Raw genomic sequence first — 24700 nt, forward strand, 5'->3', positions numbered from 1 at the left:
CGGCGCGACGGCCGGTCCCCCGGCGGCCGGGATGAGCACGGCCGCGTCCCGCACGGCCGCGCGCACCGCCGAGCAGAGCGCGGCGTCCAGGTCCCCGGCGGGGAGCGCGGCCGGGAGCAGGTCGAGCGGGTGCGGCGCACCGTCGTCGGCTCCCGCACGGTGCAGCGAGCGCACGAGGTCGCCCCAGGTGCGGCCGGCCTCGGCGACGAGGGCGTCCGTCGCGGCGCCCGGTGCGACGTGCCTGCGCGACGGGTCGAGCGGGAACGACGCGACCAGCAGGGCGGGCACCGAGCACGGCTCGTCGGTCGGCGTCGGCGCGTGCACCACGCGCGGCGCCTCGCCGTCGCGCGGGACGGCCCACGCGACCTGCCACCCCGTGCGGGTCTGCTCCTCGACGGGCCGTCCGGTCAGCACGCCGTCACCGAACGTGCCCGATCGACGAGCGACCCACCAGCGGTCCCCGACGTCGGTCAGGGTGCGCTCGCCCGCGGGGGTGCGCACGGTCACGCGGGTGAGGCCCGGCAGCGCGAGCAGCAGGGCGTCGTCGAGCGCGTCGAGCTGCGCCCGGACGCCCGCGACCGCGGCCGCGTCACGCAGGAGCAGGGCGACCCGCGTCCCCGCCGTCGGCGCGGGCACCGTGAGGCCGCCGGGTCCCTCGAACGGCAGCCGCAGCACGGGGAGCCAGGCACCGCGTCGCGCGACCTCGTCCGCGAGCGCGGCCCTCTCGCCGTCGGGCACGCCCGTCCCGTCGCCGCGCGTCGCGGTGAGGTCCGCGAGCGTGCGCCGGGTCGCGGCGAGCGAGAAGTGCACCGCCCCCGTGGGGGTGAGCACCGCGACGTCGTCGGCGACCGAGCGCACCGCTGCGAAGCCCACGCCGAAGCGCCCGACGGCGTCGGCGTGGTCGCGCTTGGCGGACGCCCGCAGGCTCGCCAGCGCGGCGACGCCCGCGGCGTCGAGGGGCTCGCCGGTGTTGGTCGCGACGAGCAGCGTGCGTGCGCCGTCGGTGCGCAGCTCGAGCGTCAGGTCGCCGGGCTCGCGAGCCCGCACCGCGGCGTCGGCGGCGTTCTGGGCGAGCTCGACCACCACGCGGTCGCGGTACCAGCCCCGCGCGTGGTCCTCCTCGGCGTTGGCGTCCTCGCGCAGCCGCGCGGGCGAGGCCGCCCAGGCCGTGAGGACCGCGTCCCGCAGGGCACGCGTGCCGTACGGGTCGGGGCTCACTCCTCGCCGGGGGCCGGTTCGGCCGACGGGTCCTCGACCGGGGTCGCCGGGTCCGGTGCGGGCTCGGCGCCCTCGCCCTCGACGTCGGGCTGCTCGCCGGGCTCGGGCGCGGTCGTCTCGTGCGCACCGTCGGGCGTCTCGCCCGCCTCGGGCTCACGATCGCTCGCCTCGCGCTCACGGTCGGACGTCTCGCCGGGCTCGGGTGCGGTCGTCTCCTTCGCCGACCCGCCCTCGTCGAGGACGACAGGGTCGTAGCCCATCTCGTCGAGCAGCGGTGCCGGGTCCGGCCAGTCGCTCGGGTGCGGTGCGACGTCCGTCTGGGAGTGCGCGCCGCAGCCGTGGTCCATGCTCACCACACGGCCGTCGTCGGGCGACCACTCGTTCGCGCACACGCCGAACTCGGTCCGCAGGGACCCTGCCATCAGCAGCAGGAACCCGCACGTCGAGCACGGCGCGCTCGCCGCGACGGCGTGCGGGGCCGTGGGGCCGCGGGTCCCCGTGTACCAGCGCTCGGCGGCCTCGGAGCGGCCGTCGCGCGAGAGCACCCGCTCGCGGCCCAGCCCGAGCTCGAAGATCGCGAGCTCGTCCGCGTCGGCGTCACCCGTGACCTCGTAGCCCTGGTCGAGGCGCTCGTCGTCGGGCAGGTAGGGCAGCACGTCACCCGCGCCGAGGTCCCCCGGCTGCAGCCGCTCGGCCCACGGGACCCAGGCCGGCGCGAGGATCGCGTCGTCGCCCGGGAGCAGGTCGACCTCGCACACGGTCGCGGCACGCGCGCGCGGCGGGCGGGCGACCGTCACGTTCCAGTGCCACCCGCGGTAGCCCGGGGACAGGCACGCGAAGCGGTGCGCGACGAGGCGCTCACCCTCGACCCTGACCCCCAGGTGCTCGCCCACGAGGCCCGGGACCTCGGCGACCTCCTCGGCCGCGGCACGCGCGAGCTCGGCCGCGCTCGAGAGCACGGCGTCCTTGGTCGCGGCGGCCACGCTCAGGCCTCGAGGTCGTCGGCGACGGCGCGCAGCACGGACGCGACCTGCGTGGCCTTGCCCCGCTCGGGGTAGCGGCCACGACGCAGGCCGTTGCCCACCCCGTCGAGCAGCTTGATCAGGTCCTCCACGATGATCGCCATGTCCTCGGCGGGCTTGCGCTGCGCCTTGACGACCGACGGCACCGGGTCGAGCACCGTGACCGAGAGGGCCTGCGGTCCGCGACGACCGTCCGCGACGCCGAAGTCGACGCGTGTGCCGGGCTTGGGCGACGGTGCGCCCGCGGGCAGGGCCGAGGCGTGCAGGAAGACCTCGCCGCCGTCGTCGGCCGCGATGAAGCCGAAGCCGCGATCGGCGTCGAACCACTTGACCTTGCCGGTGGGCACGTGAACCTCTGGGGGTGTCGTCGGGAGGGGCGGCGCGGGGCCGCCCCGGGCAGCACCTCAAGGCTACCTGGGCCGGGCTCGCCTCAGCGCACCGGGACGGAGCCCGGGCGCCGCACGCGGTCAGACGACGACGGCGATGACGACGTTGACGAGCGTGAGGCCACCGATCGCACCCCAGACGCCCGTCGACACCGACTCCTTGCGCCGGCCCACGAGCACGAGCGCGGTGATAGCGACGAGCACCACGAGCTTGAGGCCGACCTTCATGTGGTTGACGTCGGCGTCGCCGGCCTCGGCGATCCCCACGAGCGCCAGGCCCGTGACGAGCTGGGTCAGCGCGCCGTGGAACATCGCCGCCTCGACCCGCTTGGTCCGGCTCTTCATCTGGACCAGGAACCCGCCGAGCAGGCTCGCGAGCCCGACGAAGTGCAGCACGAGCATGAGGTCCCTGACGATGTCCACGATCTCTCCTGGTCCTGGGCGGTTTTTCTGACAGTGTGTCCGATCCCTGCCATCGTACGTGGCGCGCGGGTCGCCGCGGACCAGATCGGACCGCGGCCACCCTCCCGGGCGTCACGACCCGACCGCCGTAAGGTGGTGCGGATGGCCGGGTACACGCAGGCACTGCGCGCGCGGGGCGAGGACGCGCTCGTCGCGCTGCTCCGGCTGCGTCCCGACCTCGCGGTGCCCCCGCCCGCGACGCTGCGGTCGATGGCGGCACGCGCCACCACGCGCGTCAGCCTGGACCGCGCCCTCGCCGGCGTCGACGCGCTCGTGCTGCAGTCCGTCGAGGCCGTCCTCACCCTGAGCGGCACGGCCGGCCGCGAGCGACCGCACGTGACCGCGGGCGAGGTCGCGCACACCGTCGGCCTCGCGCCCGAGGACGCGTCGCGGCCCCTGCGCGACGCGTGCGACCTGGGCCTGCTGTGGACCGACCCGGACGTCGACGACGACGCGCTGCTGCCCGCTCCCGGCCTCGACGAGGCCCTCGGCCCCTACGCCGCGGGTCTGGGTCCGTCGCTGCGTGCAACCCTCGCGCGCCGCAGCACCCAGGGGCTCGCGCGCATCGCGGTCGCCGTCGGGCTGCCCGACGACGAGCCCGCACCCGAGGACGTCGCCGCCGCGCTCGCCCGGCCGGAGCAGGTGCACGCGCTGGTCGAGCAGGCGCCGCCGGGCGCGCGCCAGGTGCTCGACGCGCTCACCTGGGGACCGCCCGTCGGTCGCTCGCCCGAGAGCCGCACGGCGGACCCGGCGGCGAGCTCCTCACCCGCACGCACCGCGGTCGAGTGGCTGCTGCGCGCGGGGCTGCTCGCCGTGCAGGACAGCCAGCACGTCGTCCTGCCCCGCGAGGTCGCGCTCGCGCTGCGCGACGGGCGTACGCACCGCGCACCCGCCCTCGCGCCGGCCGGGGCGACGCCGTCGACCCCGCAGGCGACCGCGGACGCCGACGCGACGCAGCACGCGCAGGAGGTCGTGCGCCTCGTGGGCACCCTCGTGACCGCGTGGGGCACCGAGCCGGCCCCGGTGCTGCGCGCGGGCGGCCTCGGCACGCGCGAGCTGCGCCGTGTCGCGCAGCGGCTCGAGGTGCCCGACGACGTCGCGGCCCTCGTGGTCGAGGTCGCGGGGGCTGCGGGCCTCGTCGCCGACGACGGCGAGGAGCAGCCCGCCTTCGCGCCGACCCTCGAGGGCGAGGACTGGCTGACGCGCGAGCTCGGCGACCGCTGGGAGACCCTCGCGCGGGCCTGGCTCGGCGCCGAGCGCGCCGCGTGGCTCGTGGGCAGTCGGGACGACCGCGGGTCACCCCGTCCCGCCCTCGACCCCGAGGCGCGCCGGCCCTGGGCACCCCGGCTGCGCCGTTCCGTGCTCGAGGTGCTCGCAGGGACCGATGCCACCCTCGCAGAGGTCACCGCCCCACCCGCGAGTCACGTGCGTGCCGTGCTCGCGTGGCGCGCCCCGCGGTCGGCACCGCCCGAGCACGCGGTCGAGGCCGTGCTGGCCGAGGCGGCGACGCTCGGGGTCACGGGCGCCGGGGCGCTGGGCTCGGCCGGGCGGGCGCTGCTCGCCGACGCCGCCCCGGGCCCGTCGGCCGTGCTCACCGGCCTGCTGCCGGCGCCGGTCGACGACGTGCTGCTCCAGGGAGACCTCACGGGCATCGTCCCGGGGCGGCCGTCGACCGCCCTCGCCTCGCTGCTCGAGGAGGCGTGCGACGTCGAGTCCCGCGGTGCGGCCCTGACCGTGCGGTTCACGCCCTCGAGCGTGCGCCGCGCGCTCGACGCCGGGCGCACGGCCGAGGAGCTGCTCGCCGAGCTCTCACGGCACGCGCGCGGCGGTGTGCCGCAGCCGCTCGAGTACCTCGTGCTGGACGTCGCGCGCCGCCACGGCCGCCTGCGCGCCGGCATGGCCTCCGCCTACCTGCGCAGCGACGACCCGGCGCTCCTGGCGGGCCTCGCCGAGGACCCGGCGCTGCGCCACCTCGGCCTGCTGCTCCTCGCGCCCACCGTGCTCGTCGCGCAGGCGACCCCCGCGGCGCTCGTCGCCGTGCTGCGCGACCGCGGGCACGCACCCGTGACCGAGGACCCGTCGGGCCGGGTCGTCGTCGCGGGCCCCACCCGGCACGTGGTGCGCGGGACCCGCCGACGCGCGACCCAGGCCCCCGAGGACCTGCCGCCCGCCGCCGAGGCCCGTGACCGGCGGTTGCGCCGCCTCGCGGGCGACCTCCTCGCCGCGAGCGCACCGACGCCGTCGGACGAGGTCGCACCGCCCGGGCCCGCCGCGCCGGGAGCGGCGGACGCGGCGGGAACAGCCGACCCCGTGCTGGCGTTGGCGATCCTGCGGGAGGCCGCGGCCGAGGGCCAGGAGGTCTGGCTCGAGATCGCGGACCCGCGCGGGGGCACGGTGCGGCGCCGGGTGCGGCCGCTGCGGGTCGACGCCGGTCGCGTGCGCGCGGTCGACGCCGAGCGTGAGGCCGAGCTCACCGTCGCGGTGCACCGCATCACGAGCGTGTCCCCCACCTGACCCTCGACCGGCCCTCGCGGGCCGTGGACGGAGACCGATGACCGACCCTGCCGCCGGCCCCTCCGGCCCGCTCATCGTGCAGAGCGACAAGACGCTCCTGCTCGAGGTGGACCACCCGGCCGCCGACGCGTGCCGCCGCGCGATCGCCCCGTTCGCCGAGCTCGAGCGCGCACCCGAGCACGTGCACACCTACCGGCTCACGCCGCTCGGCCTGTGGAACGCGCGCGCCGCGGGTCACGACGCCGAGCAGGTGGTCGCGGTGCTGCTCGAGCACTCGCGCTACCCCGTGCCGCACGCGCTGCTCGTGGACGTCGCAGAGACCATGGCGCGCTACGGCCGCCTCCAGCTCGTGAGCCACCCCGTGCACGGGCTCGTGCTGCACGCGCTGGACCGCGCGGTGCTCGAGGAGGTGCTGCGCTCGAAGAAGACGGCCGGCCTCGTGGGCCAGCGCCTCGACGACGACGACGTCGTGGTGCACCCCAGCGAGCGCGGCCACCTCAAGCAGGTGCTGCTCAAGCTCGGCTGGCCGGTCGAGGATCTCGCGGGCTACGTGGACGGCGAGGCGCACGCGATCGCGCTCGACGAGCAGGGCTGGGCCATGCGGCCCTACCAGCAGCAGGCCGTCGAGGGCTTCTGGCACGGCGGCAGCGGCGTCGTCGTGCTGCCGTGCGGGGCGGGCAAGACGATCGTGGGGGCGGGGGCCATGGCGCGCTCGGGCACCACGACGCTCATCCTCGTGACCAACACGGTCTCGGCACGCCAGTGGCGCGACGAGCTGCTCCGCCGCACCACGCTCACCGAGGACGAGATCGGTGAGTACTCGGGGGCCCGCAAGGAGATCCGTCCGGTCACGATCGCGACGTACCAGGTGCTCACGACGCGCCGGAAGGGCGTCTACACCCACCTCGAGCTGCTCGACGCACGCGACTGGGGCCTCATCCTCTACGACGAGGTGCACCTGCTGCCCGCCCCGATCTTCCGCATGACGGCCGACCTCCAGGCGCGCCGTCGGCTCGGTCTCACCGCGACCCTCGTCCGCGAGGACGGTCGCGAGGACGAGGTGTTCAGCCTCATCGGGCCCAAGCGCTTCGACGCGCCGTGGAAGGACATCGAGGCCCAGGGCTACATCGCCCCCGCCGACTGCGTCGAGGTGCGCCTCACGCTCTCGGACTCCGACCGGCTGGCGTACGCGACGGCCGAGCCCGAGGACAAGTACCGGCTCGCGGCGAGCGCCCCCGACAAGAACCGCGTGGTCGAGCGGATCGTCGCGCAGCACCCCGAGGACCAGGTGCTCGTGATCGGTCAGTACCTCGACCAGCTCGAGCTGCTCGCCGACCACCTCGACGCACCGCTCATCACCGGGGCGACGACGGTCCGCGAGCGCGAACGCCTGTTCGCCGCGTTCCGCACGGGTGAGCTGCGACGGCTCGTCGTGAGCAAGGTGGCCAACTTCTCGGTCGACCTGCCCGAGGCCGCGGTCGCGATCCAGGTGAGCGGCTCGTTCGGGTCACGCCAGGAGGAGGCCCAGCGGCTCGGCCGGATCATGCGCCCCAAGGCCGACGGTCGCACCGCGCACTTCTACGCGGTCGTGTCGCGCGACACCGTCGACCAGGAGTTCGCGGCGCACCGTCAGCGGTTCCTCGCCGAGCAGGGCTACGCGTACCGGATCGTCGACGCCGAGGACGTGCTCGCGGGCTGAGTCGGCGTGCCGGCCCGTGCGGCTCAGACGGGAGCCGGCGTGCGGGCGCGGTCGGCCATCACGCGCACGAACCCGTGCGCGAGCGCCCGGCCACTGCGACGGACGTCGTCGTCGTGCGCGCGCGCCTGCGCCCGCACCACCTCGACGTCGACGGCGGGGTCCAGCCGCGCCCAGGTGAGCAGCACGTCCTCGTCGGCCTCGGGGTGGAACTGCAGACCCCACGCGCGGTCCCCGACGCGGAACGCCTGGTACGGGTAGAGCCGCGACGAGGCGAGCCACGTCGCGTCGGCCGGAAGGTCGACCACGGCATCCGCGTGCATCGACGGCATGAGCGCGAGCACGCCGCCCGCGAGCGGGTGGTCGGCCACGACGTGCGCGGCGAGCGGACCGAGCAGCGCGTCGTCGGCCGCCTCGGGCCGCGGGTGCACCTCGATCACGCCCGCCTCGCGCCCGGGGGGTGCGTCGACGTGCACGCGGCCCCCGTGGGCGACCGCGAGCAGCTGCGCGCCCAGGCAGATCGCGAGGGTCGGCACGGGCGTGCGCGCGAGCAGCTCGCGCGTCGCCACCAGGCCGGGCGCGTCGTCGTCGTACGCGTTCATGGGGCCGCCGAGCACCACGAGCCCGTCGCCCAGGGTCTCGGGGCCGGGGACGGGCTCCCCCGCCCAGGCCCGGACGGTACGCACGTCCAGCGCGTCGTGGGCCTCGTGCAGCCAGCCGTCGAGCCGGCGGAGCGGGCACTGCGCGTCGAGCTCGATCACGGTGAGGATCACGCGCCGAGAGTAATGGAAGCGCACCCACTCCTGTCCTGCCCTGCCCTGCCCCCACCCCCTCCCTCCTTCCCGGGCGGGGCCGGGGGTGGGGGCTCGTTGCGGTGGGTCGTGCGGTGGTCGAGGATCATGGTGTGACCCACCGCTTCCTGCCGGCCCGGGGCGTCGCCCCGGCGGCCGCCCTGCTGGCCGTCCTGATCGCGCTGGTCACGGCCGTGCTGCTGGGCGCGTCGCCCGCGGCGGCCGAGCCGCCGGACCGCCTCGACGACGAGGTCACGGACCTCGCCGGCGTGCTCGGCGAACGGACGGACGAGGTGCGGGAGGCGCTCGGCCATCTCGCCGACGACACCCCCTACCAGCTGTTCGTCGCGTACGTGGACACGTTCGACGGGCGGTCGGGGCCCGAGTGGGCGGCGGAGGCGGCCGAGGCGTCGGGGCTGGGGCGCGACGACCTGCTGCTCGCGGTCGCGATCGAGGACCGGGCCTACGGGACCTCCTACGACGCCGACCTCGACCTCACCGACGAGCAGCTCGCGACGGTCGAGCGCGACCGCATCGAACCCGCGCTGCGCGACTCCGACTGGGCGGGTGCCGCGATCGCCGCGGCCGAGGGCTATCGCGAGGCCGCGTCCGGGACGATCGCCGACGACGGCGGGGCCGCGGGTGGCTTTGGCGGGGCCTTCCTGACGCTGCTGCTCGTGGGCCTGCTCGTGATCGGCGTGGTGCTGCTCGTGCGGTCGCTGCGTTCACGCCGGGCAGGCGCGGGTGCGCCCCGCGGCGCCGACGGACGGCCCCTCGCGGGCCTCGAGGCACTGCCGACCGAGGAGCTCAACCGCCGCGCGAGCCAGGCGCTGGTCGCGGTCGACGACGCGGTCCGTACCTCCGTCCAAGAGCTGGGCTTCGCGCAGGCGCAGTTCGGCCTCGAGGCCACGCGCGAGTTCGAGCAGACGGTCGCGACCGCGCGCGAACGCCTGGCACACGCCTTCGGCCTGCGGCAGCGCCTCGACGACGCCGAGCCCGAGTCGGAGCACGAGCGGCGCGCGATGCTGCTCGAGATCCTCCGGCTCTGCGGTCAGACCGACGCCGAGCTCGACGCCCGCACCGAGGAGTTCGAGCGGCTGCGCGACCTGCAGGCGCGCGCACCCGAGGTGCTCGAGGAGACCGCTCGCCGGGCGGACGAGGTCGAGGGCCGCCTGCCGGCCGCACGCGTGACGATCGAGGACCTCGGCCGGCGGTTCGCCGCCCCGGCCCTCGGCTCCGTCGCGGGCAACGTCGACCAGGCGCAGGGCCTGCTCGACGACGCCCGTCGTCTCGTCGCCGAGGGTCGCGCCGCCGTCGCACGCGAGGACCGCGGCACGGCCGTCGCGCACGCACGGGCCGCCGAGGGCGCCGTCGCCCAGGCCGTCACGCTGCTCGAGGCCGTGCACCGGGCCGAGGACGACCTGGCCGACGCCGGCCCGCGCATCGCGGCGGGTGTGGCCTCGCTCGGCGCGGACCTCGACGACGTCGAGCGCCTCGCCCCGCGGGACCAGGCGGTCGCGCCGGCGGCCGAGGAGGCGCGCGCGGCGCTCGAGGCGGCCCGGGTGGACCTCGCCGCGGCCGACCCGCTCGCGGTGCTGCACCGGCTGGTCGAGGCGGAGGCCGCGCTCGACGCCGCCCTCGCGCCGGCACGCGACGCCGACGAGCAGCGCAGGCGGGCGGCCGCGCAGCTCACCGAGCTTCTCGCGCGCGCGGGCGCTCGCATCCGTGCCGTGCACGAGTTCGTCGAGACCCGACGGGGCGCCGTGGGAGCCGAGGCCCGGACCAGGCTCGCCGAGGCGGCACGGATGGCCCAGGAGGCCGAGCGGCTGCGCGAGGCCGCGCCCCAGGACGCGCTCGCCGCGGGTCAGCAGGCCGAGCGACTCGCGATCGAGGCCCAGCACCTCGCCGAGGCCGACGTCGCACGCTGGCAGCAGGGCCCGCCCCAGGGCGGCCCGAGCGCCGGCTCGCTCATCCTCGGCGGGATCCTCCTCGACCAGATGCTGGGCGGTGGCGGCGGCTTCGGCGGCACGCGCGGCGGCTGGAGCGGAGGCTTCGGAGGCGGCGGGTTCGGCGGCGGTGGGTTCGGTGGCGGCCGCGGGGGCGGCGGCCGGATCAGCCGCGGCGGTGGTTTCGGCGGCGGTGGCCGCGGCCGCCGGGGAGGGGGAGGCCGCTTCTGAGGACGACGTCGCAACGCCGCACACACCCATCCACGGAAGGCAGGACCCATGGCTGAGAAGCAGACGATCCTGGGCCGCATCGCCCAGCTCACCAAGGCGAACATCAACGCGCTCCTCGACCGGGCCGAGGACCCGGAGAAGATGCTCGACCAGATGATCCGCGACTTCACCAACTCGATCGCCGAGGCCGAGGACGCCGTCGCGGTGACCATCGGCAACCTCCGCCTCGCCGAGGCCGACCACGCCGAGGACGTGCGCACCGCGGAGGACTGGGGACGCAAGGCGCTCGCGGCCTCGAGCAAGGCCGACGAGCTGCGCGCGGCCGGCAACGCGGCCGACGCCGACAGGTTCGACGGCCTCGCCAAGGTCGCGCTGTCGAAGCAGATCTCGTTCGAGGGCGAGGCGCGCTCGGCCGAGCCGATGATCGCGTCCCAGACCGAGGTGGTCGACAAGCTCAAGACCGGGCTGGTGCAGATGCGCAGCAAGCTCGACGAGCTCAAGTCCAAGCGCGACCAGCTCGTGGCCCGGGCGCGCTCGGCCGAGGCGCAGGCCCAGGTGCAGGAGGCGATCGGCTCGATCAACGTGCTGGACCCGACCAGCGAGGTCTCACGGTTCGAGGAGCGCATCCGCCGCGAGGAGGCACGCGTCGCGGGCCAGGCGGAGGTCGCGGCGTCGTCGCTCGACGCGCAGTTCGCCGAGCTCGAGGCGGACTCGGGCGCGCTCGAGGTCGAGGCCCGGCTCGCCGCGCTCAAGGCCGGCGGTTCCACCGGGGCCTGAGCCCGTGCAGGTCCGGACGGGGTGCCGCAGCGCGCGGCACCCCGTCGTCGTCGCCGGCGCAGACGTGCCGAGGCGCGCCCAGCGCGTTCCCAGGTGACTCCCAGCCCCGAGGCGCACACTGGACCCGTGGACCCCCGCACCGAGCGCACGCCCGAGGCGCGGCTCGTCGTCGTCGACGACGAGCCGACCATCCGCGAGCTCCTGACCACCTCGCTGCGCTTCGCCGGTTTCGAGGTGCACGCCGCGGCCGACGGCGCGAGTGCACTCACGCTCGTGCGGGACGTGGCGCCCGACCTCGTCGTGCTCGACGTGATGCTGCCCGACATGGACGGCTTCACCGTCACGCGGCGCATGCGCGAGCGCGGCCTCGCCGTGCCCGTCGTCTTCCTCACCGCGCGCGACGAGACCGGCGACAAGGTGACCGGGCTGACCGTGGGCGGCGACGACTACGTGACCAAGCCCTTCAGCCTCGAGGAGGTCGTCGCGCGGATCCGTGCCGTGCTGCGCCGCACCCACCCGGCCGACGAGGACGACGGCGTGCTCCGCTACGCGGACCTCGAGCTCGACGAGGACGCGCGCGAGGTGCGCCGCGGGGGCCGCGTGGTCGAGCTCTCCCCCACCGAGTTCACGCTGCTGCGCTACCTGATGGTCAACGCCGGGCGCGTGGTCTCGAAGAGCCAGATCCTGGACCACGTCTGGCAGTACGACTGGGGCGGCGACGGCGCGATCGTCGAGTCGTACATCTCCTACCTGCGGCGCAAGATCGACCGCGGTGCCGAGGGGCTCGTGCCCCTCATCCACACGCGGCGCGGCGTGGGCTACGTGCTGCGGCTGCCACCGGGCGCGTCGTGACCGACCGCGTGCGCCGGCTCCGCGAGCGTGTCGCGGGGCTGCCCCTGCGCACCCAGCTCACCGCGGTGTTCGCGGCGCTGCTGGTCGTGGGCCTGGGCCTGAGCGGCGTGGTGGCCTACACCCTCCTCGAGCGCTCGCTCACGGCCCAGCTCGACGCCCAGCTCACCACGGTGACCCCGGTGCTGCTCGACGAGCTGGGCGGCGGGCTGCCCCAGCGGGGCCGCGCCGACGACACGCTGCCGTCGGACTACGTCGTGGTGGTCAACGACGCCGACGGCGGGCTGCTGCGGGCCTGGAGCGCCGGCACGGCCCCCGAGGGCGCACCCGACCTCACGGGGCTCACCCTCGCCGAGGTGGTGGACACCGACGGTGAGCCGTTCACCGTGCGCGGTCCGGCGCAGGAGTCCTGGCGGGTGCTCGCGCAGCCCCTGGCCCGGCCGGACGGTCGTCTGCTCGGGTCCGTGGCGGTCGCGCTGCCGCTCGGCCCGGCCCACGCGACCCTCGACCGGATGCGCACGTCCCTCGTGCTGATCGGCGTCGCCGTCGTGGGCCTCGGCGCCCTCGCAGGGCGCTGGGCCGTGCGGCGGTCCCTGCGTCAGCTCAACGAGATCGAGGCGACCGCGGCGGCGATCGCCGCAGGCGACCTCACGCGGCGCGTCCCGGGCGCGGCTCCCGGGACCGAGGTCGGCCACCTGGCCGACTCGCTCAACGTCATGCTCGGCCACCTCGAGCGGTCGTTCGACGAGCGCGCGGCCGCGGGTGAGCGCATGCGCCGCTTCGTCGCCGACGCGGGGCACGAGCTGCGCACCCCGCTCGCGACGATCCGCGGGTACGGGGAGCTGTACCGGATGGGCGCCGTGCGCGACGACGACGACCTCGCACGCACCTTCCGCCGCATCGAGGACTCCGCCGCGCGCATGGGGGTGCTCGTCGAGGACCTCATGCATCTCGCGCGGCTCGACGAGGGCCGCCCGCTCGCCCGCGACGAGGTGGACCTCGCGGTGCTCGCCGCCGACGCCGCCGCGGACCTGCGGGCGCTCGACCCGACGCGCACCGTGGCCCTCGTCCCGCTCACGCCCGGGGCGAGCACGGCGGACGCGGTCGTCGCGGGGGACGAGAGCCGCCTGCGCCAGGTGCTCGCGAACCTCGTGGGCAACGCCGCCCGGCACACGCCGGACGGGACCCCCGTCGAGATCGCCGTCGGGCGCCTGACCACCGACGGTGCGGGCGGGACAGCCGTGGTCGAGGTACGCGACCACGGCCCGGGGATACCCGCGGAGCACGCCGCGCGGGTGTTCGAGCGGTTCTACCGGGTCGATGCCGGTCGCAGCCGCGACCACGGCGGCACAGGCCTCGGCCTCGCCATCGTGGACGCGATCGTGCGGGCGCACGGCGGGACGGTCAGCCTGGTCCCGACGTCCGGCGGCGGCGCGACCGCGCGTATCGCGCTGCCGGCGGCCCCGCCCTCCGGGCAGGACGCGCCTTCCGAGGACGACGGGGCGGCGCCGGAGGAGGTCGCGACGCAGAACCCGGACGGCGGTGGTCGCGACCCCGCCTGAGCGGTCTACCATGACGAGTTCGTCCCCCCAGATGTGAGGCTTCAGATGGGCGTCATCGACGCACCCCAGTGGCTGGTCTCGGCGTTCGTACGTGCCTGCGTCGGTGCCGGCGCGACGGCGGACCCGGAGGAGATCGAGAAGGTCGGCGAGTCGCTCCTGGACCGCTGGTCCGAGCCGGGCCGCCACTTCCACAACCTGCGTCACCTGACCGACGTGCTCGCCCGGGTCGACGAGCTCGCGGAGGAGACGCACGAACCCGACCTGGTGCGGCTCGCAGCCTGGTACCACGGCGCGGTCTTCGACGCCGCCGAGCGCGCGTCCTACGCCCACCGCGGCGGAGAGGACGAGCAGGCGAGCGCAGCGCTCGCGCGTCGCGAGCTCACCGGTCTCGGCGTGCCCGAGTCCGGCGTCGACCGCGTGGTCCGGCTCGTGGCGACCCTCGCACGGCACACGCCGGACCGCGAGGACTTCGACTGCGCGGTCCTGTGCGACGCGGACCTCGCGATGCTCGCCGCCGAGCCGCAGCGCTACAAGGCGTACCTCGAGGACGTGCGGGCCGAGTACGCGCACCTGCCGACCGAGGAGTTCGTGCGCGCGCGGATCAAGATCCTGCGGCGTCTCGTCGCGCGCGACCACCTGTTCGCGAGCCCGCTCGGGGCGGCGTGGGAGGAGCCCGCGCGGCAGAACGTCACGGCCGAGCTGCACCGCCTCGAGAAGGAGCTCGCGCGCCTCGAGGCCGCGGCGCCGCCCGCGACCGCCGACGCCTGAGCGCTCCACAGCCACCGGCGCGTGCCGCGGCTTCCCCACCGGGGCCGGACCCCGTCCGGCGCCGTCCGCGCGCCCGCCTAGCGTCGGCCCCCCCGAACGAGGAGGAGACGATGAGCAGGTACGAGGTCGACAGTGCGCAGGTGTCCCAGGCGAGCGCCGCAGCGGGCCGGTCGGTGACGGCGATCCGCAGCGAGGTGGCCGCGCTGCTGCGCCACCTGACGGAGCTCCAGCAGGTGTGGCGGGGGTCGGCAGCGACCGCCTTCTCGGGGGTCGTGACCGACTGGTCCGCGACCCAGCAGCGGGTCGAGGTGAGCCTCGACCAGATCACGCAGGCACTCTCGGCGGCCGCCCAGACGTACGCCGAGGCGGAGCAGCAGGCGTCGCGGCTCTTCGTCAGGTGAGGCGCGGGCGGGCAGGACGGCGTGCCCGTGGTTCCATCGTGGGATGACCGTCCTGCTCGACCCGCCGCTCTGGCCGCGCCACGGTCACGTGTGGGGCCACCTGGTGAGCGACGCCTCGCTGGCCGAGCTGCACGCGCTCGCCGCGCGTGCAGGCCTGCCGCGTCGCGCGTTCGACCTGGACCACTACGACGTCCCCGCCGAGAGGTACGCGGAGCTCGTGGCGCTCGGGGCCGTGCTCGTCGACAGCCGCGAGCTCGTCCGTCGACTGCGCGCCTCCGGCCTGCGCGTCCCCGCACGGGACCGCGGGAGCGCGGGCCGCGCGGCGCGGGGCACCTGACCGCGACGACACCGCCGGCGCGACCCCACCGCACGACGACGGCGGGCCGCCTCCCCGAGGGGAGACGGCCCGCCGTCGTGCTGTCGGGACGAACTCAGAAGTCCATGCCGCCCATGCCACCGTCGCCGGCCGGGGCCGCGGGGGCCTTCTCCGGCTTGTCGGCCACGACGGCCTCGGTGGTGAGGAACAGCGCGGCGATCGACGCGGCGTTCTGGAGCGCCGAGCGGGTCACCTTGACCGGGTCGTTGACACCGGCCGCCAGCAGGTCCTCGTACTCGCCGGTCGCGGCGTTGAGGCCCTGACCCGCGGGGAGGTGACGGACGCGCTCGGCGACCACACCGCCCTCGAGGCCCGCGTTGATCGCGATCTGCTTGAGCGGGGCGTCGACCGCGAGCGCGACGATCCGCGCACCGGTGGCCTCGTCACCCTCGAGCGAGAGCTTGTCGAACGCGGCCTTGCCCGCCTGGATGAGGGCGACGCCACCACCGGCGACGATGCCCTCCTCGACGGCGGCCTTGGCGTTGCGCACCGCGTCCTCGATGCGGTGCTTGCGCTCCTTGAGCTCGACCTCGGTCGCGGCACCCGCCTTGATGACGGCGACGCCGCCGGCGAGCTTCGCGAGGCGCTCCTGGAGCTTCTCGCGGTCGTAGTCCGAGTCCGAGTTGTCGATCTCGGCACGGATCTGCGCCACGCGGCCGGCGATCTGGTCCGCGTCGCCCAGGCCCTCGACGATGGTCGTCTCGTCCTTGGTGACGACGACCTTGCGCGCCTGGCCGAGCAGCTCCAGGCCCGCGTTCTCGAGCTTGAGGCCGACGGTCTCGGAGATGACCTGACCACCCGTGAGGATCGCCATGTCCTGGAGCATCGCCTTGCGACGGTCGCCGAAGCCGGGGGCCTTGACGGCGACCGACTTGAACGTGCCGCGGATCTTGTTCACGACGAGCGTGGCCAGGGCCTCGCCCTCGATGTCCTCGGCGACGATGAACAGCGGCTTGCCCGACTGGATGACCTTCTCCAGCAGCGGCAGCAGGTCCTTGACGTTCGAGATCTTGGACTCGACGAGCAGCACGTAGGCGTCCTCGAGGACGGCCTCCTGACGCTCCGGGTCCGTCACGAAGTACGCCGACAGGTAGCCCTTGTCGAAGCGCATGCCCTCGGTCAGCTCGAGCTCGAGGCCCAGGGCGCTCGACTCCTCGACCGTGATCACGCCCTCCTTGCCGACCTTGTCCATGGCCTCGGCGATGAGCTCGCCGATGGCCGGGTCGCCCGCGGAGATGCCGGCGGTCGCGGCGATCTGCTCCTTGGTCTCGACGTCCTTCGCGGCCGTCAGGAGCTCGCCGGTCACGGCCTCGACGGCCTTCTCGATGCCGCGCTTGAGCGCGATCGGGTTGGCGCCGGCCGCGACGTTGCGCAGGCCCTCGCGCACGAGCGCCTGGGCGAGCACGGTGGCGGTGGTGGTGCCGTCGCCCGCGACGTCGTCCGTCTTCTTGGCGACCTCCTTGACGAGCTCGGCACCGATCTTCTCGAAGGGCTCCTCGAGCTCGATCTCCTTGGCGATGGACACACCATCGTTGGTGATCGTCGGGGCGCCCCACTTCTTCTCGAGCACGACGTTGCGGCCCTTGGGGCCGAGGGTGACCTTGACGGCGTCGGCCAGGGCGTTCATGCCCCGCTCCATGCCGCGCCGGGCCTCCTCGTCGAAGGCGATGATCTTGGCCATTCGGATTGATCCTCCGGTTGTGGCGGTGGGCTGGTCGAGGCGCCCGCGACGGACGGCCCGAGCCCTGGGCGGTCACGTCCCGCCGAGGGCACCGGACCTCACCTGGGACCAGTTCTCTCTGTCACTCTCGGTCCGAGAGTGCTAACTCATTATTGGCACTCGGGCCTCGCGAGTGCAAGGCGGCACCGCGACCGTGCGCGACCCGGTGGACGACGTCGTGCCCGGGTCACGCGCCCGGCGCGAGCGACGGCAGCTCACGGATGCCGAACCGCTCCACCAGGGCGCGACGCGCGGCGTGCCACCCACCCATCCCGTGCACGCCCGGACCGGGCGGGACCGAGGCCGAGCAGAGGTACGCGCCGGGGACCCCGGTGGCGTAGGGGTCGCGCTGCAGGGCCGGCCCCGACAGCACGCGGCGCAGGCTCAGCGCACCGCCCGCGATGTCGCCGCCCACGTACGCGGAGTCGTGCGCCGAGAGGCGCGACGCGGGGATCGCGCGCGCGTCGACGACGACGTCGCGGAAGCCGGGGGCGTAGCGCTCGATCCGTGCGACCACCGCCTCCGTCATGTCGACGTCGCTGCCCGCCGGCACGTGCGCGTAGGTCCACAACGGCCGGCGACCCGCCGCGCCCGCCCGGCCCGGGTCGCTCACCGCGGGGTCGCTCACGAGCACCATCGGGTGCTCGGCGTGCCGACCGGCGTGCACCGCGTGCTCGGCGGCCGCCATCTCCGCGCGCGTGCCGCCCACGTGGACGGTGCCCGCACGGCCGACGTCGGGGTTCCGCCAGGGCACCGGGCCCCCGAGCACGAGGTCGACCTTCGCGGCGGCGTCGCCGTGCCGGAACCTGCGCATCGCCCGTGACATGCGTGGCGGCACGCGCTCCCCCAGGATCCGGGCGGCGGCACCCGGCGCCGTGTCGAGCAGGTAGGCGTGCGCCGCCGGAAGCTCGTCGAGGGCCGTCACGCGCCGCCCGGTCTCCAGGGTCGCGCCGTGCGCGTCGAGGTCGGCGAGGAGGGCGTCGGTGATCACCTGGGTGCCGCCCTCCGGAACGCTCCAGCCCGTCGCGTGGGCGAGCGTGCCGAGCATGAGGGAGGTGCCGGCGGCGGCGATCGACGGCAACGGGGTGATCGCGTGCGCCGCCACGCCGGAGAGCAGCGCGGGTGCCTCGGACGTCCGGAACCGGCGGTCCCACGTCGCCCCGAGGCCCTGCTCGAGGGCTCGGAGCCCGAACCGCACGGCGGTGAGCAGGTGCGGCGGGAGGTGACGATGGTCGCCCATGAGGAACGCGACGACGTCGTCGGCGTGCCGGACGAGAGGCGCGAAGAGGTCGCGCCACGCCGCGCCGTCGGGCCCGAGCGCGTCGACCGTCCGGTCGAGGTCACGGAACGCGAGCCCGGCCCGACCGCCGTCGAGCGGCTGCGCGTAGGAGACCTCGGGCGTGCGCATGCGGACGCCGCGGGCCGCGAGGTCGAACCCCCGGAAGAAGGGTGAGGCGAGCGCCATCGGGTGCACCGCGGAGCACAGGTCGTGACGTATCCCCGGGACCACCCAGTCGTCGACCGACCGCGCGCCACCGCCCGGCGTGGGCTGCTCCTCGACCACGTGGACGCGCAGGCCCGCGCGGGCGAGCAGCACGGCCCCCGCCAGGCCGTTGGGCCCGGCGCCGACGACGACGGCGTCGACGTCCGTCAGAGCGCGCGCACCTGCTCAGCCTGGGGCCCCTTGGCACCCTGACCTGCCTGGAACTCGACCTCCTGGCCCTCCTCGAGCGACCGGTAGCCGTCCGACTGGATCGCGCTGAAGTGCACGAACAGGTCGGAACCCCCGCCGGTCGGGGTGATGAACCCGTAGCCCTTCTCGGCGTTGAACCACTTGACGGTGCCGTGAGCCATGCCTGCTCCTCGTTCGCTCGGCCGCGCCCGCGGGCGCCGTCCGACGAGCCTAGTGGCGCCTACCGCCACGAGTCAGCCCGCGAAGTCGTCCATCAGCACGACGACGATCCCGGTCGCCTCGGCGGACTCCTCGACGGCCGCGATGCCCAGGGCGTCGGCGACGGCCTGGGCGGTCGCCGCGGTCACGCCCGTCTCGTCCGGCGGGTACCGCACGACCGAGGCCGCAGGGTCGGCCTGGTCCCAGTTGCCCGTCGTGACGGACGTGAAGCCCGCGCCCTCGAGGGTGTCGCCCGCGCGCCCGGCGAGACCGCTGCGGTTCGTCGCGTTGAAGACCTCGACGGGGAGCGCGAGATCGGGCTCGGGGGGCGGTGCCTCCTCGGTGACCTCGGGCTCGGGCTCCTCGGTGGCACCCTCCGTCCCCTCGGCCGTCGGCTCCTCCGCGGCCGGGTCCTCCTCCGTGGCCGGGTCCTCGTCCTGGCTCGCGCCGGGGTCGAGCGCGCCCGGCAGGCCGTCCCAGTCGGACAGCCACGTCATGAGCCCGAACGCGAGCAGCGGGACCACCACGAGCACCACGGCGAAGGGCCACCACCGGCTGAGCCCCGACCGTGGCGCCCGGTGCGCACCGCGCGGCCCCGAGGGCGCGACGGCGTCGAACTCGTCCGGCGGGTAGCTCTCGTGGGGGGATCTCACGGCGGACAGGCTAGCGGCCCCGCCTGGGACTCAGCCGTCGACGCCGAGGCGACGCGCGGTACGGGCGCGCTGGCGCGAGGAACGCATGCGCCGCAGCCGCTTGACGAGCATCGGGTCGTGCGCGAGGGCGGCCGGGGAGTCGATGAGCGCGTTGAGCACCTGGTAGTACCGCGTGGCCGACATGTCGAACAGCTCGCGCACCGCCTGCTCCTTGGCCCCGGCGTACTTCCACCACTGCCGCTCGAACTCGAGCACCCGCTGGTCGCGCTCCGAGAGCTCGGTGACCTGGGCCACGTGGTCGTGGTCCGCGCGGGTCGCGGTCGCGTCCATCACGTGGGGCCTCCAGCAGGTCGAGCACGGGTCGAGCAGGCGGGTGGCCGGTGTGTCGACCGGCCAGGTGAAGCACGCCCATGCTAGCCGCCTAACGACACCGGTGTCATTCGACCCTCCCGCCCCCTCACGGTTCCCGCGAGTTCGCACTCGGGCACCGGGTTCGCACCGTCTCGTGTGCGAACCCGGTGCGCTGGTGCGAACCCGGCGCTGGGGAGCGGAGGGCCGGGCGAACACGCGTCGACGAGGTGAGGGCCGGTAGCGTCCGGTCCGTGGCGCGCCTCCCTCTCGACCAGCTCGTGGCCGCCGACTGGGCCGAGGCGCTCGCACCCGTCGAGCCCTCGCTGCACCGGATCGGCGACGCGCTGCGGGCCGAGACCGCGGCGGGCCGGCCCTGGGCCCCGGCCCCCGACGCGGTGCTGCGTGCACTCACCCGGCCGATGTCCGAGGTCCGCGTGCTGCTCGTGGGCCAGGACCCGTACCCGACCCCCGGCCACGCCATGGGACTGTCGTTCTCGGTCGCACCGCACGTGCGCCCCGTCCCGCGGTCGCTGCAGAACGTCTACACGGAGATCCGGGCCGACGTCGGGGGTGATCCCGGACCGACGGGCGACCTCACCCCCTGGGCCGAGCAGGGCGTGCTCCTGCTCAACCGCGTGCTGACCGTGGGCCTCGGCAGCCCCGGCTCGCACCGCGGGCTCGGCTGGCAGGAGATCACCGACGCCGCGGTGCGGGCGCTCGTGGCCCGGGGCGGCCCCCTGGTGGCTCTCCTGTGGGGCCGTGACGCGCAGACCCTGCGTCCCCTGCTCGACGGCGTACCCGTGGTCGCGGGCGTCCACCCGAGCCCGCTCTCGGCGTCCCGCGGCTTCTTCGGGTCGCGACCGTTCAGCCGTGTCGACGAGCTCCTCGCCGAGCAGGGCGCGGACGCGGTGGACTGGGCCGCGGCGGGCCGCGTCTCACCCTGACCCCGTCCGGCCCGACGGCGTCGCGCCCGCCGTCCGACGACGGCCGAGGGCCCCGCCGGCACGGACGCGACCGACGACCGGGGCCGCCCCGTCCCCACGGGACGGCCCCACGTCGATCGGCCGAGGTCAGACCTCGGCCTCCCGGAGCACGACGCTCACCCCCGTGAGCTCGTCGGCCCCCACCGGCGTCTCCGCCGGAACCACGACGTCCATCTCGGACGCCGCGACCACCGAGGTCATCTCGGCCAACGGAGCCCCCCCGGGCCCGCTGAGGGTCACGACGACGTCGTAGCCCTGGCAGCGCTCGTCCAGCCCCGACAGCCGGGCAGCGCTCACCCCGTATCCCTGCAGTGCCGCGACGTACGCGACGTCGTAGTCGATCTGGACCTGTGCGGAGCTGCACGCCGCGGCCGCGGCGTCCTCCCCGACCAGGATCTGGTCACCCGCCAGGTCGACACCCGCGGCGGAGGCCGCGCGCACGCCGATCAGCGCGACTGCCACGAGGGCGATCGACGCGGCCTTCCGGTGCCTGCTGCTGAGCATCTGTCCCCCTCCTGGGTCCGAGATGGCGGGTCCTGCTGTGTCCCTCACCGGGCATCCGTGCTCGGTGGTCTGCTCCGTCGTGGACGGGCGGGCGCCAGGACGGCGCTAGGTCCGGAACCTGTGCAGGCGGACGTAGGTGCACGTGGCGTGCGGTGCGGCGGAGGCGCTCCGCGGCTCCCGAGCTCTCATGGTGACCTTCTGTCGTTCGGTAACCCGGCTGACCCTGAGGGCCCCGTGGCTTTGCGTCCCCACCTCACGATGGGTTTGCCGTTGTCGCTGACGGGTTCAGGATGCGCCTTGGCACCCGATCCGTCCAGGGGTGTCACCCGGTCGCGCGTCCGGTTTGGGTGCGTGCGCGGCATCGGCGCACACTGGAGCACGTGGAAATCACCCGGTCGGCCCCCTCAGACCCGCCGCCACCCGGCCTGCACCGCTCCCGCTGGGAGCGCTACGTGGCGCTGGGCGACTCGTTCACCGAGGGGCTGTGGGACGTGCCCGACGGCTCACCACCCGCGCGGACGGACGCCATCGACCCCACCCTCCCCTGCCGCGGCTGGGCGGACCTGCTCGCGGGCCACCTCGCGCAGCGCAGCGAGGGCGAGCTGCGGTACGCCAACCTCGCGGTGCGCGGCCGCCTGCTCGGCCCGATCCTGCGCGAGCAGGTGCCCGTGGCCCTCGAGCACCGGGCGGACCTCGTGAGCCTCGTCGGCGGCGGGAACGACATGCTGCGCCCGACGGCGGACCCCGACGCGCTGGCCTCGGCGCTCGAGGACGCCGTGGTCCGGCTCCGCGCCGCAGGTGCCGACGTGCTGCTCGCGAGCGGCATGGACGCGAAGGACAGCCCCGTCGTGCGCCGCACCCGCTCACGCGTCGCGGTGCTCAACGCGCACGTGTGGACGATCGCCCGTCGTCACGGCGCGCACGTGCTCGACGTGTGGGGCATGCGGTCGCTGCGCGACTGGCGCATGTGGGCGCCCGACCGCATCCACCTCACCACCGAGGGCCACCGGCGGGTGGCCCAGGCGGCCCTCGTCGCGCTCGGGCTCGAGCCCGACGACGCCGCGTGGGACGACCCGCTGCACCCGCTGCCGCCCGCACCGCGCGCCGAGCGGATCCGGCAGGACGTCGACTGGCTGCGCGCGCACGCCTACCCGTGGGCGACCCGCCGTCTGCGAGGGCGCTCGTCGGGTGACACCCGCGTGCCCAAGCGTCCGCAGCTCGCACCCGTCGAGCCGGTCACCCGCAGCTGAGCAGCCCGCCCGCCCCGTCGTTGCGCGGCTGCACCCACACCGACCGCACGTCCCCCTTGCGGAGCGTGTGGTGGTCGCCCCAGCCCGTCTGACCCGCGAGCGTGAGCACGGGCAGGTCCGCGCACGAGGACTGGCGCACGACGCCCGAGCCGAACGCACTCGTGGGCACCCACGGGTACCGGCTGTGCGAGAAGTCGATCCGGATCGTCCACTCGACCGGGTTGTTCGCGTTGCCCGTGCGGGCGTCCCGGACGGTGATGTCGAGGTCGTAGCCGGTGGACCAGACGTTGCCGCCGCGCACCGTGGCCGTCGCGGTGCACGGGCGTGCGGGGTCGCTCGTCCAGCACGTGATCGCGGGGCCGGCGACGGGCGGGGTCCACGTCCACGTCGCCACGACCCCCCACCCGTCGAGCGTGAGGGCCACGCCGACGACGGCGGCCGGGGCGTACGCGGGCACGGGGACGTCGACCGCACCCGCGGCCGGCAGTCCCGCGACGACGTCGTCCTGCGCGAGCGGGCCGGCGGTGCCGACGAGCCGCAGCCGGGCCTCGCTCCCCACGCACTCCTGCGGCACCGTGAGCCGGACCACGGTCGCCGTCGTGGTCGCCGGTGCCGTCACCGCGATCGCGTCGGCGCAGCGCTCGGCGACGGTCACGCTCGTGAGGGACGCGGGCGCGAGCGGGAGACGGGCGGCGTGGCCCACCGCGGCGGACGCCGCGAGCACGCCGACGAGGGCGCCGGCGAGCACGGTACGCACGACGGTGCGCGGGCGCACGGCACGCAGGCGCACGGCGGCTCCGTTCGCTCGAGGGGACCCTGCGGGGTGGGGAAGGTGCACGGCGGGGGGACGGACGGGACGCGTCAGTCGTGGATGACGACGGCGACCCCGGTGACCTGTGCGGCCACGAGCGCGGCCGGCAGGGTGTGGGTCTGGTCGGCGCCCGTCACGGTGCCGCGGACCTCGGCACCCACCGCCCCGCCGGGCCCGGTGGGCTGCAGCGCGATCGACCGTCCGACGCACGGGCCGGCGACGCCGCGCAGGCGCACCCCGGTCACGACGTAGCGACCGCCCGTGAACGTGCTCACGAGGCTCACCCGCACCGGTGTGCCCGTCTGGCACGAACCGACCACCGACGTGCCCGCGGCGACCCCCCGGGTCTCGACCGAGAGCTGGGCCGCGGCCGCCGTGCCGAGGCCCGCGAGCGCGAGCGCACCGAGCGCGAGCGCGGCGAGGCGCCGCCGCACGGACGTGCGGCGAGGCGTGCGGACCGGGCGGGTCACGGGGCCTCCTCAGCCGGTCGTGGCGACGTACCAGCCGTCGATCGTCACGGAGAGCGCGTGCGAGGTGAAGATCCCGCCGTAGGTCGCGCTCATGGCCACGTCCACCGAGCCCGTCGGGAGCGTCGCCACCGCGCCGGTCGCGACCGCTGAGCCGCCCGTCTGGTGCGCGGTGACGTGCAGCGCACGGCCCGCGCACGCGGGCGGCACGGTGAGCCGGACGCCACGGAAGCCCCCCAGCCCCCACCACACCGCGTCGGTGCGGGTGAGCGCGAGGGACGACGTCGTGCACGCCTGACCGTTCACGGTGGTCAGGGTGCTCGGTGCGACCGCGAGCGAGGCCGCCTGTGCGGTGCTGAGCCCGCCGGCGAGCAGGCACACGGCCGCGACGGCGGCCAGGGCGCGCAGTCTCATCGCGTGAGCTCCTCGGGGTCCGGGTCTGTCGGGTCCGTCGTGTGCGGGACGAGCACGGCGAGCGAACTCGCCGTGGGGTCGGGGGCCGGCGGCACGGGGCCGTCGTCAGCCGCGTCCGCGGCGTCGTCGGCCAGGGCCGCATCGGGGTCGTCACGGCGACCGGGCCACACGACCACCGCGAGGGCGAGCACGAGCAGGGAGAGCCAGGTGAGCGGGCTCAGCAGGATCGACGCGAACCGGCCCACGTGCGGCAGGTGCAGCACCGCCGAGCCGTGGATGTCGTCGGCGGTCGGCTGCCACGGGTCGAGGAAGTCGTTGTTGTCGCCCTGCACCACCCAGCCGTCGGCGTCGCCGTCGACGATCCGGTGGATCACGCGGGCGCCGCCCACGTTCGGCGGGCTGTAGACGATCACGTCGCCCACGTCGACCGGGCCGCAGCGCGCGACCACCAGGTCACCCGTGCGGTAGGTCGGCTCCATCGACTGACCCGACACGATGGTCAGCGTGGTGCAGCCGCCCAGCGAGCTCGGCCACAGGAACCAGCCGACCGCGAGCGCCACGACGATCCACAGCGTGCCCTGGGCACCACCGAGCAGGCGGCGCAGCACTCCTGCTGCGCCGCCTCGCTCGGCGGGGGCGTCCATGGCGCGGGGCCGA

Annotated in this window: 26 protein-coding genes and 1 riboswitch; of the genes, 11 read left to right on the forward strand and 15 right to left on the reverse strand. The window is 75.6% G+C overall.

The genetic code is table 11. From position 1 onward, the window contains the following. From GXB85_RS16355 to GXB85_RS16370, 4 genes are all read right to left on the reverse strand, one after another. On the reverse strand, positions 1-1218 hold a 1218-nt coding region (locus GXB85_RS16355; protein ID WP_370524300.1), incomplete at its 3' end, for a sacsin N-terminal ATP-binding-like domain-containing protein. After that, entirely contained in the window at positions 1215-2201 is a 987-nt protein-coding gene (locus GXB85_RS16360; protein WP_161918734.1) for a DUF3027 domain-containing protein, read from the reverse strand. The genes GXB85_RS16360 and GXB85_RS16355, both read right to left, overlap by 4 nt. 2 nt (positions 2202-2203) lie before the next feature. After that, positions 2204-2587 (reverse strand): cold shock domain-containing protein, encoded by a 384-nt coding sequence (locus tag GXB85_RS16365; protein WP_161918735.1) that lies wholly within the window; start codon positions 2585-2587, stop codon positions 2204-2206. Positions 2588-2707: 120 nt separating this feature from the next. Further along, the gene (locus GXB85_RS16370; RefSeq protein ID WP_161918736.1) at positions 2708-3049 is read right to left on the reverse strand and encodes a hypothetical protein; all 342 of its coding nucleotides are present in this window, start codon (positions 3047-3049) and stop codon (positions 2708-2710) included. Positions 3050-3190: 141 nt separating this feature from the next. Between GXB85_RS16370 and GXB85_RS16375 the strand changes: the two genes are divergently transcribed. Both GXB85_RS16375 and GXB85_RS16380 read left to right on the forward strand, forming a co-directional pair. After that, positions 3191-5602 carry a helicase-associated domain-containing protein gene (locus GXB85_RS16375; protein ID WP_161918737.1) on the forward strand — a complete coding sequence of 804 codons (2412 nt, stop codon included), beginning with the start codon at positions 3191-3193 and terminating at the stop codon, positions 5600-5602. Positions 5603-5639: 37 nt separating this feature from the next. Continuing rightward, a complete protein-coding gene (locus GXB85_RS16380; RefSeq protein ID WP_161918738.1) occupies positions 5640-7301 on the forward strand; it encodes a DNA repair helicase XPB in 1662 nt (553 codons plus the stop codon). A 23-nt stretch (positions 7302-7324) separates the two neighbouring features. On the opposite strand, the gene GXB85_RS16385 is transcribed toward GXB85_RS16380, so the two are convergent. Beyond that, entirely contained in the window at positions 7325-8071 is a 747-nt protein-coding gene (locus tag GXB85_RS16385; RefSeq protein ID WP_370524301.1) for a type 1 glutamine amidotransferase, read from the reverse strand. Between the two features lie 131 nt (positions 8072-8202). Between GXB85_RS16385 and GXB85_RS16390 the strand changes: the two genes are divergently transcribed. From GXB85_RS16390 to GXB85_RS16420, 7 genes are all read left to right on the forward strand, one after another. Further along, complete coding sequence (locus tag GXB85_RS16390; RefSeq protein WP_370524302.1) at positions 8203-10266, forward strand: TPM domain-containing protein; 2064 nt, start codon at positions 8203-8205, stop codon at positions 10264-10266. A gap of 48 nt (positions 10267-10314) precedes the next feature. Then, positions 10315-11043, forward strand: a complete 729-nt coding sequence (locus GXB85_RS16395) for a PspA/IM30 family protein (protein WP_161918740.1) — start codon at positions 10315-10317, stop codon at positions 11041-11043. A gap of 126 nt (positions 11044-11169) precedes the next feature. After that, complete coding sequence (locus GXB85_RS16400) at positions 11170-11895, forward strand: response regulator transcription factor (protein WP_161918741.1); 726 nt, start codon at positions 11170-11172, stop codon at positions 11893-11895. Then, positions 11892-13454, forward strand: coding sequence for an ATP-binding protein (locus tag GXB85_RS16405; protein ID WP_161918742.1), 1563 nt, complete (start codon positions 11892-11894; stop codon positions 13452-13454). Before GXB85_RS16400 ends, GXB85_RS16405 begins: the two co-directional genes overlap by 4 nt. 45 nt (positions 13455-13499) lie before the next feature. Then, positions 13500-14222, forward strand: a complete 723-nt coding sequence (locus GXB85_RS16410) for a hypothetical protein (RefSeq protein WP_161918743.1) — start codon at positions 13500-13502, stop codon at positions 14220-14222. A gap of 110 nt (positions 14223-14332) precedes the next feature. Continuing rightward, positions 14333-14623 (forward strand): WXG100 family type VII secretion target, encoded by a 291-nt coding sequence (locus GXB85_RS16415; protein WP_161918744.1) that lies wholly within the window; start codon positions 14333-14335, stop codon positions 14621-14623. 43 nt (positions 14624-14666) lie between these two features. After that, positions 14667-14960: a DUF4031 domain-containing protein gene (locus GXB85_RS16420; RefSeq protein WP_161918745.1), complete on the forward strand. Its 294-nt coding sequence runs from the start codon at positions 14667-14669 to the stop codon at positions 14958-14960. 94 nt (positions 14961-15054) lie between these two features. Here the strand turns inward: GXB85_RS16420 and groL are convergent, their stop codons facing one another. The 5 genes from groL to GXB85_RS16445 all read right to left on the reverse strand — a co-directional run bounded on the left by groL (position 15055) and on the right by GXB85_RS16445 (position 19593). Next, a complete protein-coding gene (groL, locus tag GXB85_RS16425) occupies positions 15055-16680 on the reverse strand; it encodes a chaperonin GroEL (RefSeq protein ID WP_161918746.1) in 1626 nt (541 codons plus the stop codon). A 226-nt stretch (positions 16681-16906) separates the two neighbouring features. Further along, positions 16907-18373: an NAD(P)/FAD-dependent oxidoreductase gene (locus tag GXB85_RS16430; RefSeq protein WP_161918769.1), complete on the reverse strand. Its 1467-nt coding sequence runs from the start codon at positions 18371-18373 to the stop codon at positions 16907-16909. After that, entirely contained in the window at positions 18370-18573 is a 204-nt protein-coding gene (locus tag GXB85_RS16435; RefSeq protein ID WP_161918747.1) for a cold-shock protein, read from the reverse strand. Before GXB85_RS16435 ends, GXB85_RS16430 begins: the two co-directional genes overlap by 4 nt. Before the next feature lie 72 nt (positions 18574-18645). Next, positions 18646-19263 (reverse strand): LytR C-terminal domain-containing protein, encoded by a 618-nt coding sequence (locus GXB85_RS16440; RefSeq protein WP_161918748.1) that lies wholly within the window; start codon positions 19261-19263, stop codon positions 18646-18648. Between the two features lie 30 nt (positions 19264-19293). Next, positions 19294-19593 carry a DUF3263 domain-containing protein gene (locus GXB85_RS16445; protein WP_161918749.1) on the reverse strand — a complete coding sequence of 100 codons (300 nt, stop codon included), beginning with the start codon at positions 19591-19593 and terminating at the stop codon, positions 19294-19296. 272 nt (positions 19594-19865) lie between these two features. Between GXB85_RS16445 and GXB85_RS16450 the strand changes: the two genes are divergently transcribed. Further along, entirely contained in the window at positions 19866-20558 is a 693-nt protein-coding gene (locus GXB85_RS16450; protein ID WP_161918750.1) for a uracil-DNA glycosylase, read from the forward strand. 126 nt (positions 20559-20684) lie between these two features. On the opposite strand, the gene GXB85_RS16455 is transcribed toward GXB85_RS16450, so the two are convergent. After that, positions 20685-21101: a hypothetical protein gene (locus GXB85_RS16455; protein ID WP_161918751.1), complete on the reverse strand. Its 417-nt coding sequence runs from the start codon at positions 21099-21101 to the stop codon at positions 20685-20687. 204 nt (positions 21102-21305) lie between these two features. Continuing rightward, positions 21306-21380, reverse strand: a riboswitch (cyclic di-GMP riboswitch). Positions 21381-21481: 101 nt separating this feature from the next. On the opposite strand from GXB85_RS16455, the gene GXB85_RS16460 reads away from it, so the two are divergent. Beyond that, positions 21482-22351 carry an SGNH/GDSL hydrolase family protein gene (locus GXB85_RS16460; RefSeq protein ID WP_370524303.1) on the forward strand — a complete coding sequence of 290 codons (870 nt, stop codon included), beginning with the start codon at positions 21482-21484 and terminating at the stop codon, positions 22349-22351. On the opposite strand, the gene GXB85_RS16465 is transcribed toward GXB85_RS16460, so the two are convergent. The 4 genes from GXB85_RS16465 to GXB85_RS16480 all read right to left on the reverse strand — a co-directional run bounded on the left by GXB85_RS16465 (position 22338) and on the right by GXB85_RS16480 (position 24687). Beyond that, entirely contained in the window at positions 22338-23141 is an 804-nt protein-coding gene (locus tag GXB85_RS16465; protein ID WP_161918753.1) for a hypothetical protein, read from the reverse strand. The two genes, GXB85_RS16460 and GXB85_RS16465, sit on opposite strands and share 14 nt — an antisense overlap. Before the next feature lie 71 nt (positions 23142-23212). Next, positions 23213-23632 (reverse strand): hypothetical protein, encoded by a 420-nt coding sequence (locus GXB85_RS16470; RefSeq protein ID WP_161918754.1) that lies wholly within the window; start codon positions 23630-23632, stop codon positions 23213-23215. A 9-nt stretch (positions 23633-23641) separates the two neighbouring features. After that, positions 23642-24043 carry a hypothetical protein gene (locus GXB85_RS16475; protein ID WP_161918755.1) on the reverse strand — a complete coding sequence of 134 codons (402 nt, stop codon included), beginning with the start codon at positions 24041-24043 and terminating at the stop codon, positions 23642-23644. Further along, positions 24040-24687, reverse strand: coding sequence for a signal peptidase I (locus tag GXB85_RS16480; protein WP_161918756.1), 648 nt, complete (start codon positions 24685-24687; stop codon positions 24040-24042). Before GXB85_RS16480 ends, GXB85_RS16475 begins: the two co-directional genes overlap by 4 nt. Positions 24688-24700 lie beyond the last annotated feature (13 nt).

Source organism: Cellulomonas sp. APG4 (assembly GCF_009996735.1).
GTDB lineage: Bacteria > Actinomycetota > Actinomycetes > Actinomycetales > Cellulomonadaceae > Actinotalea.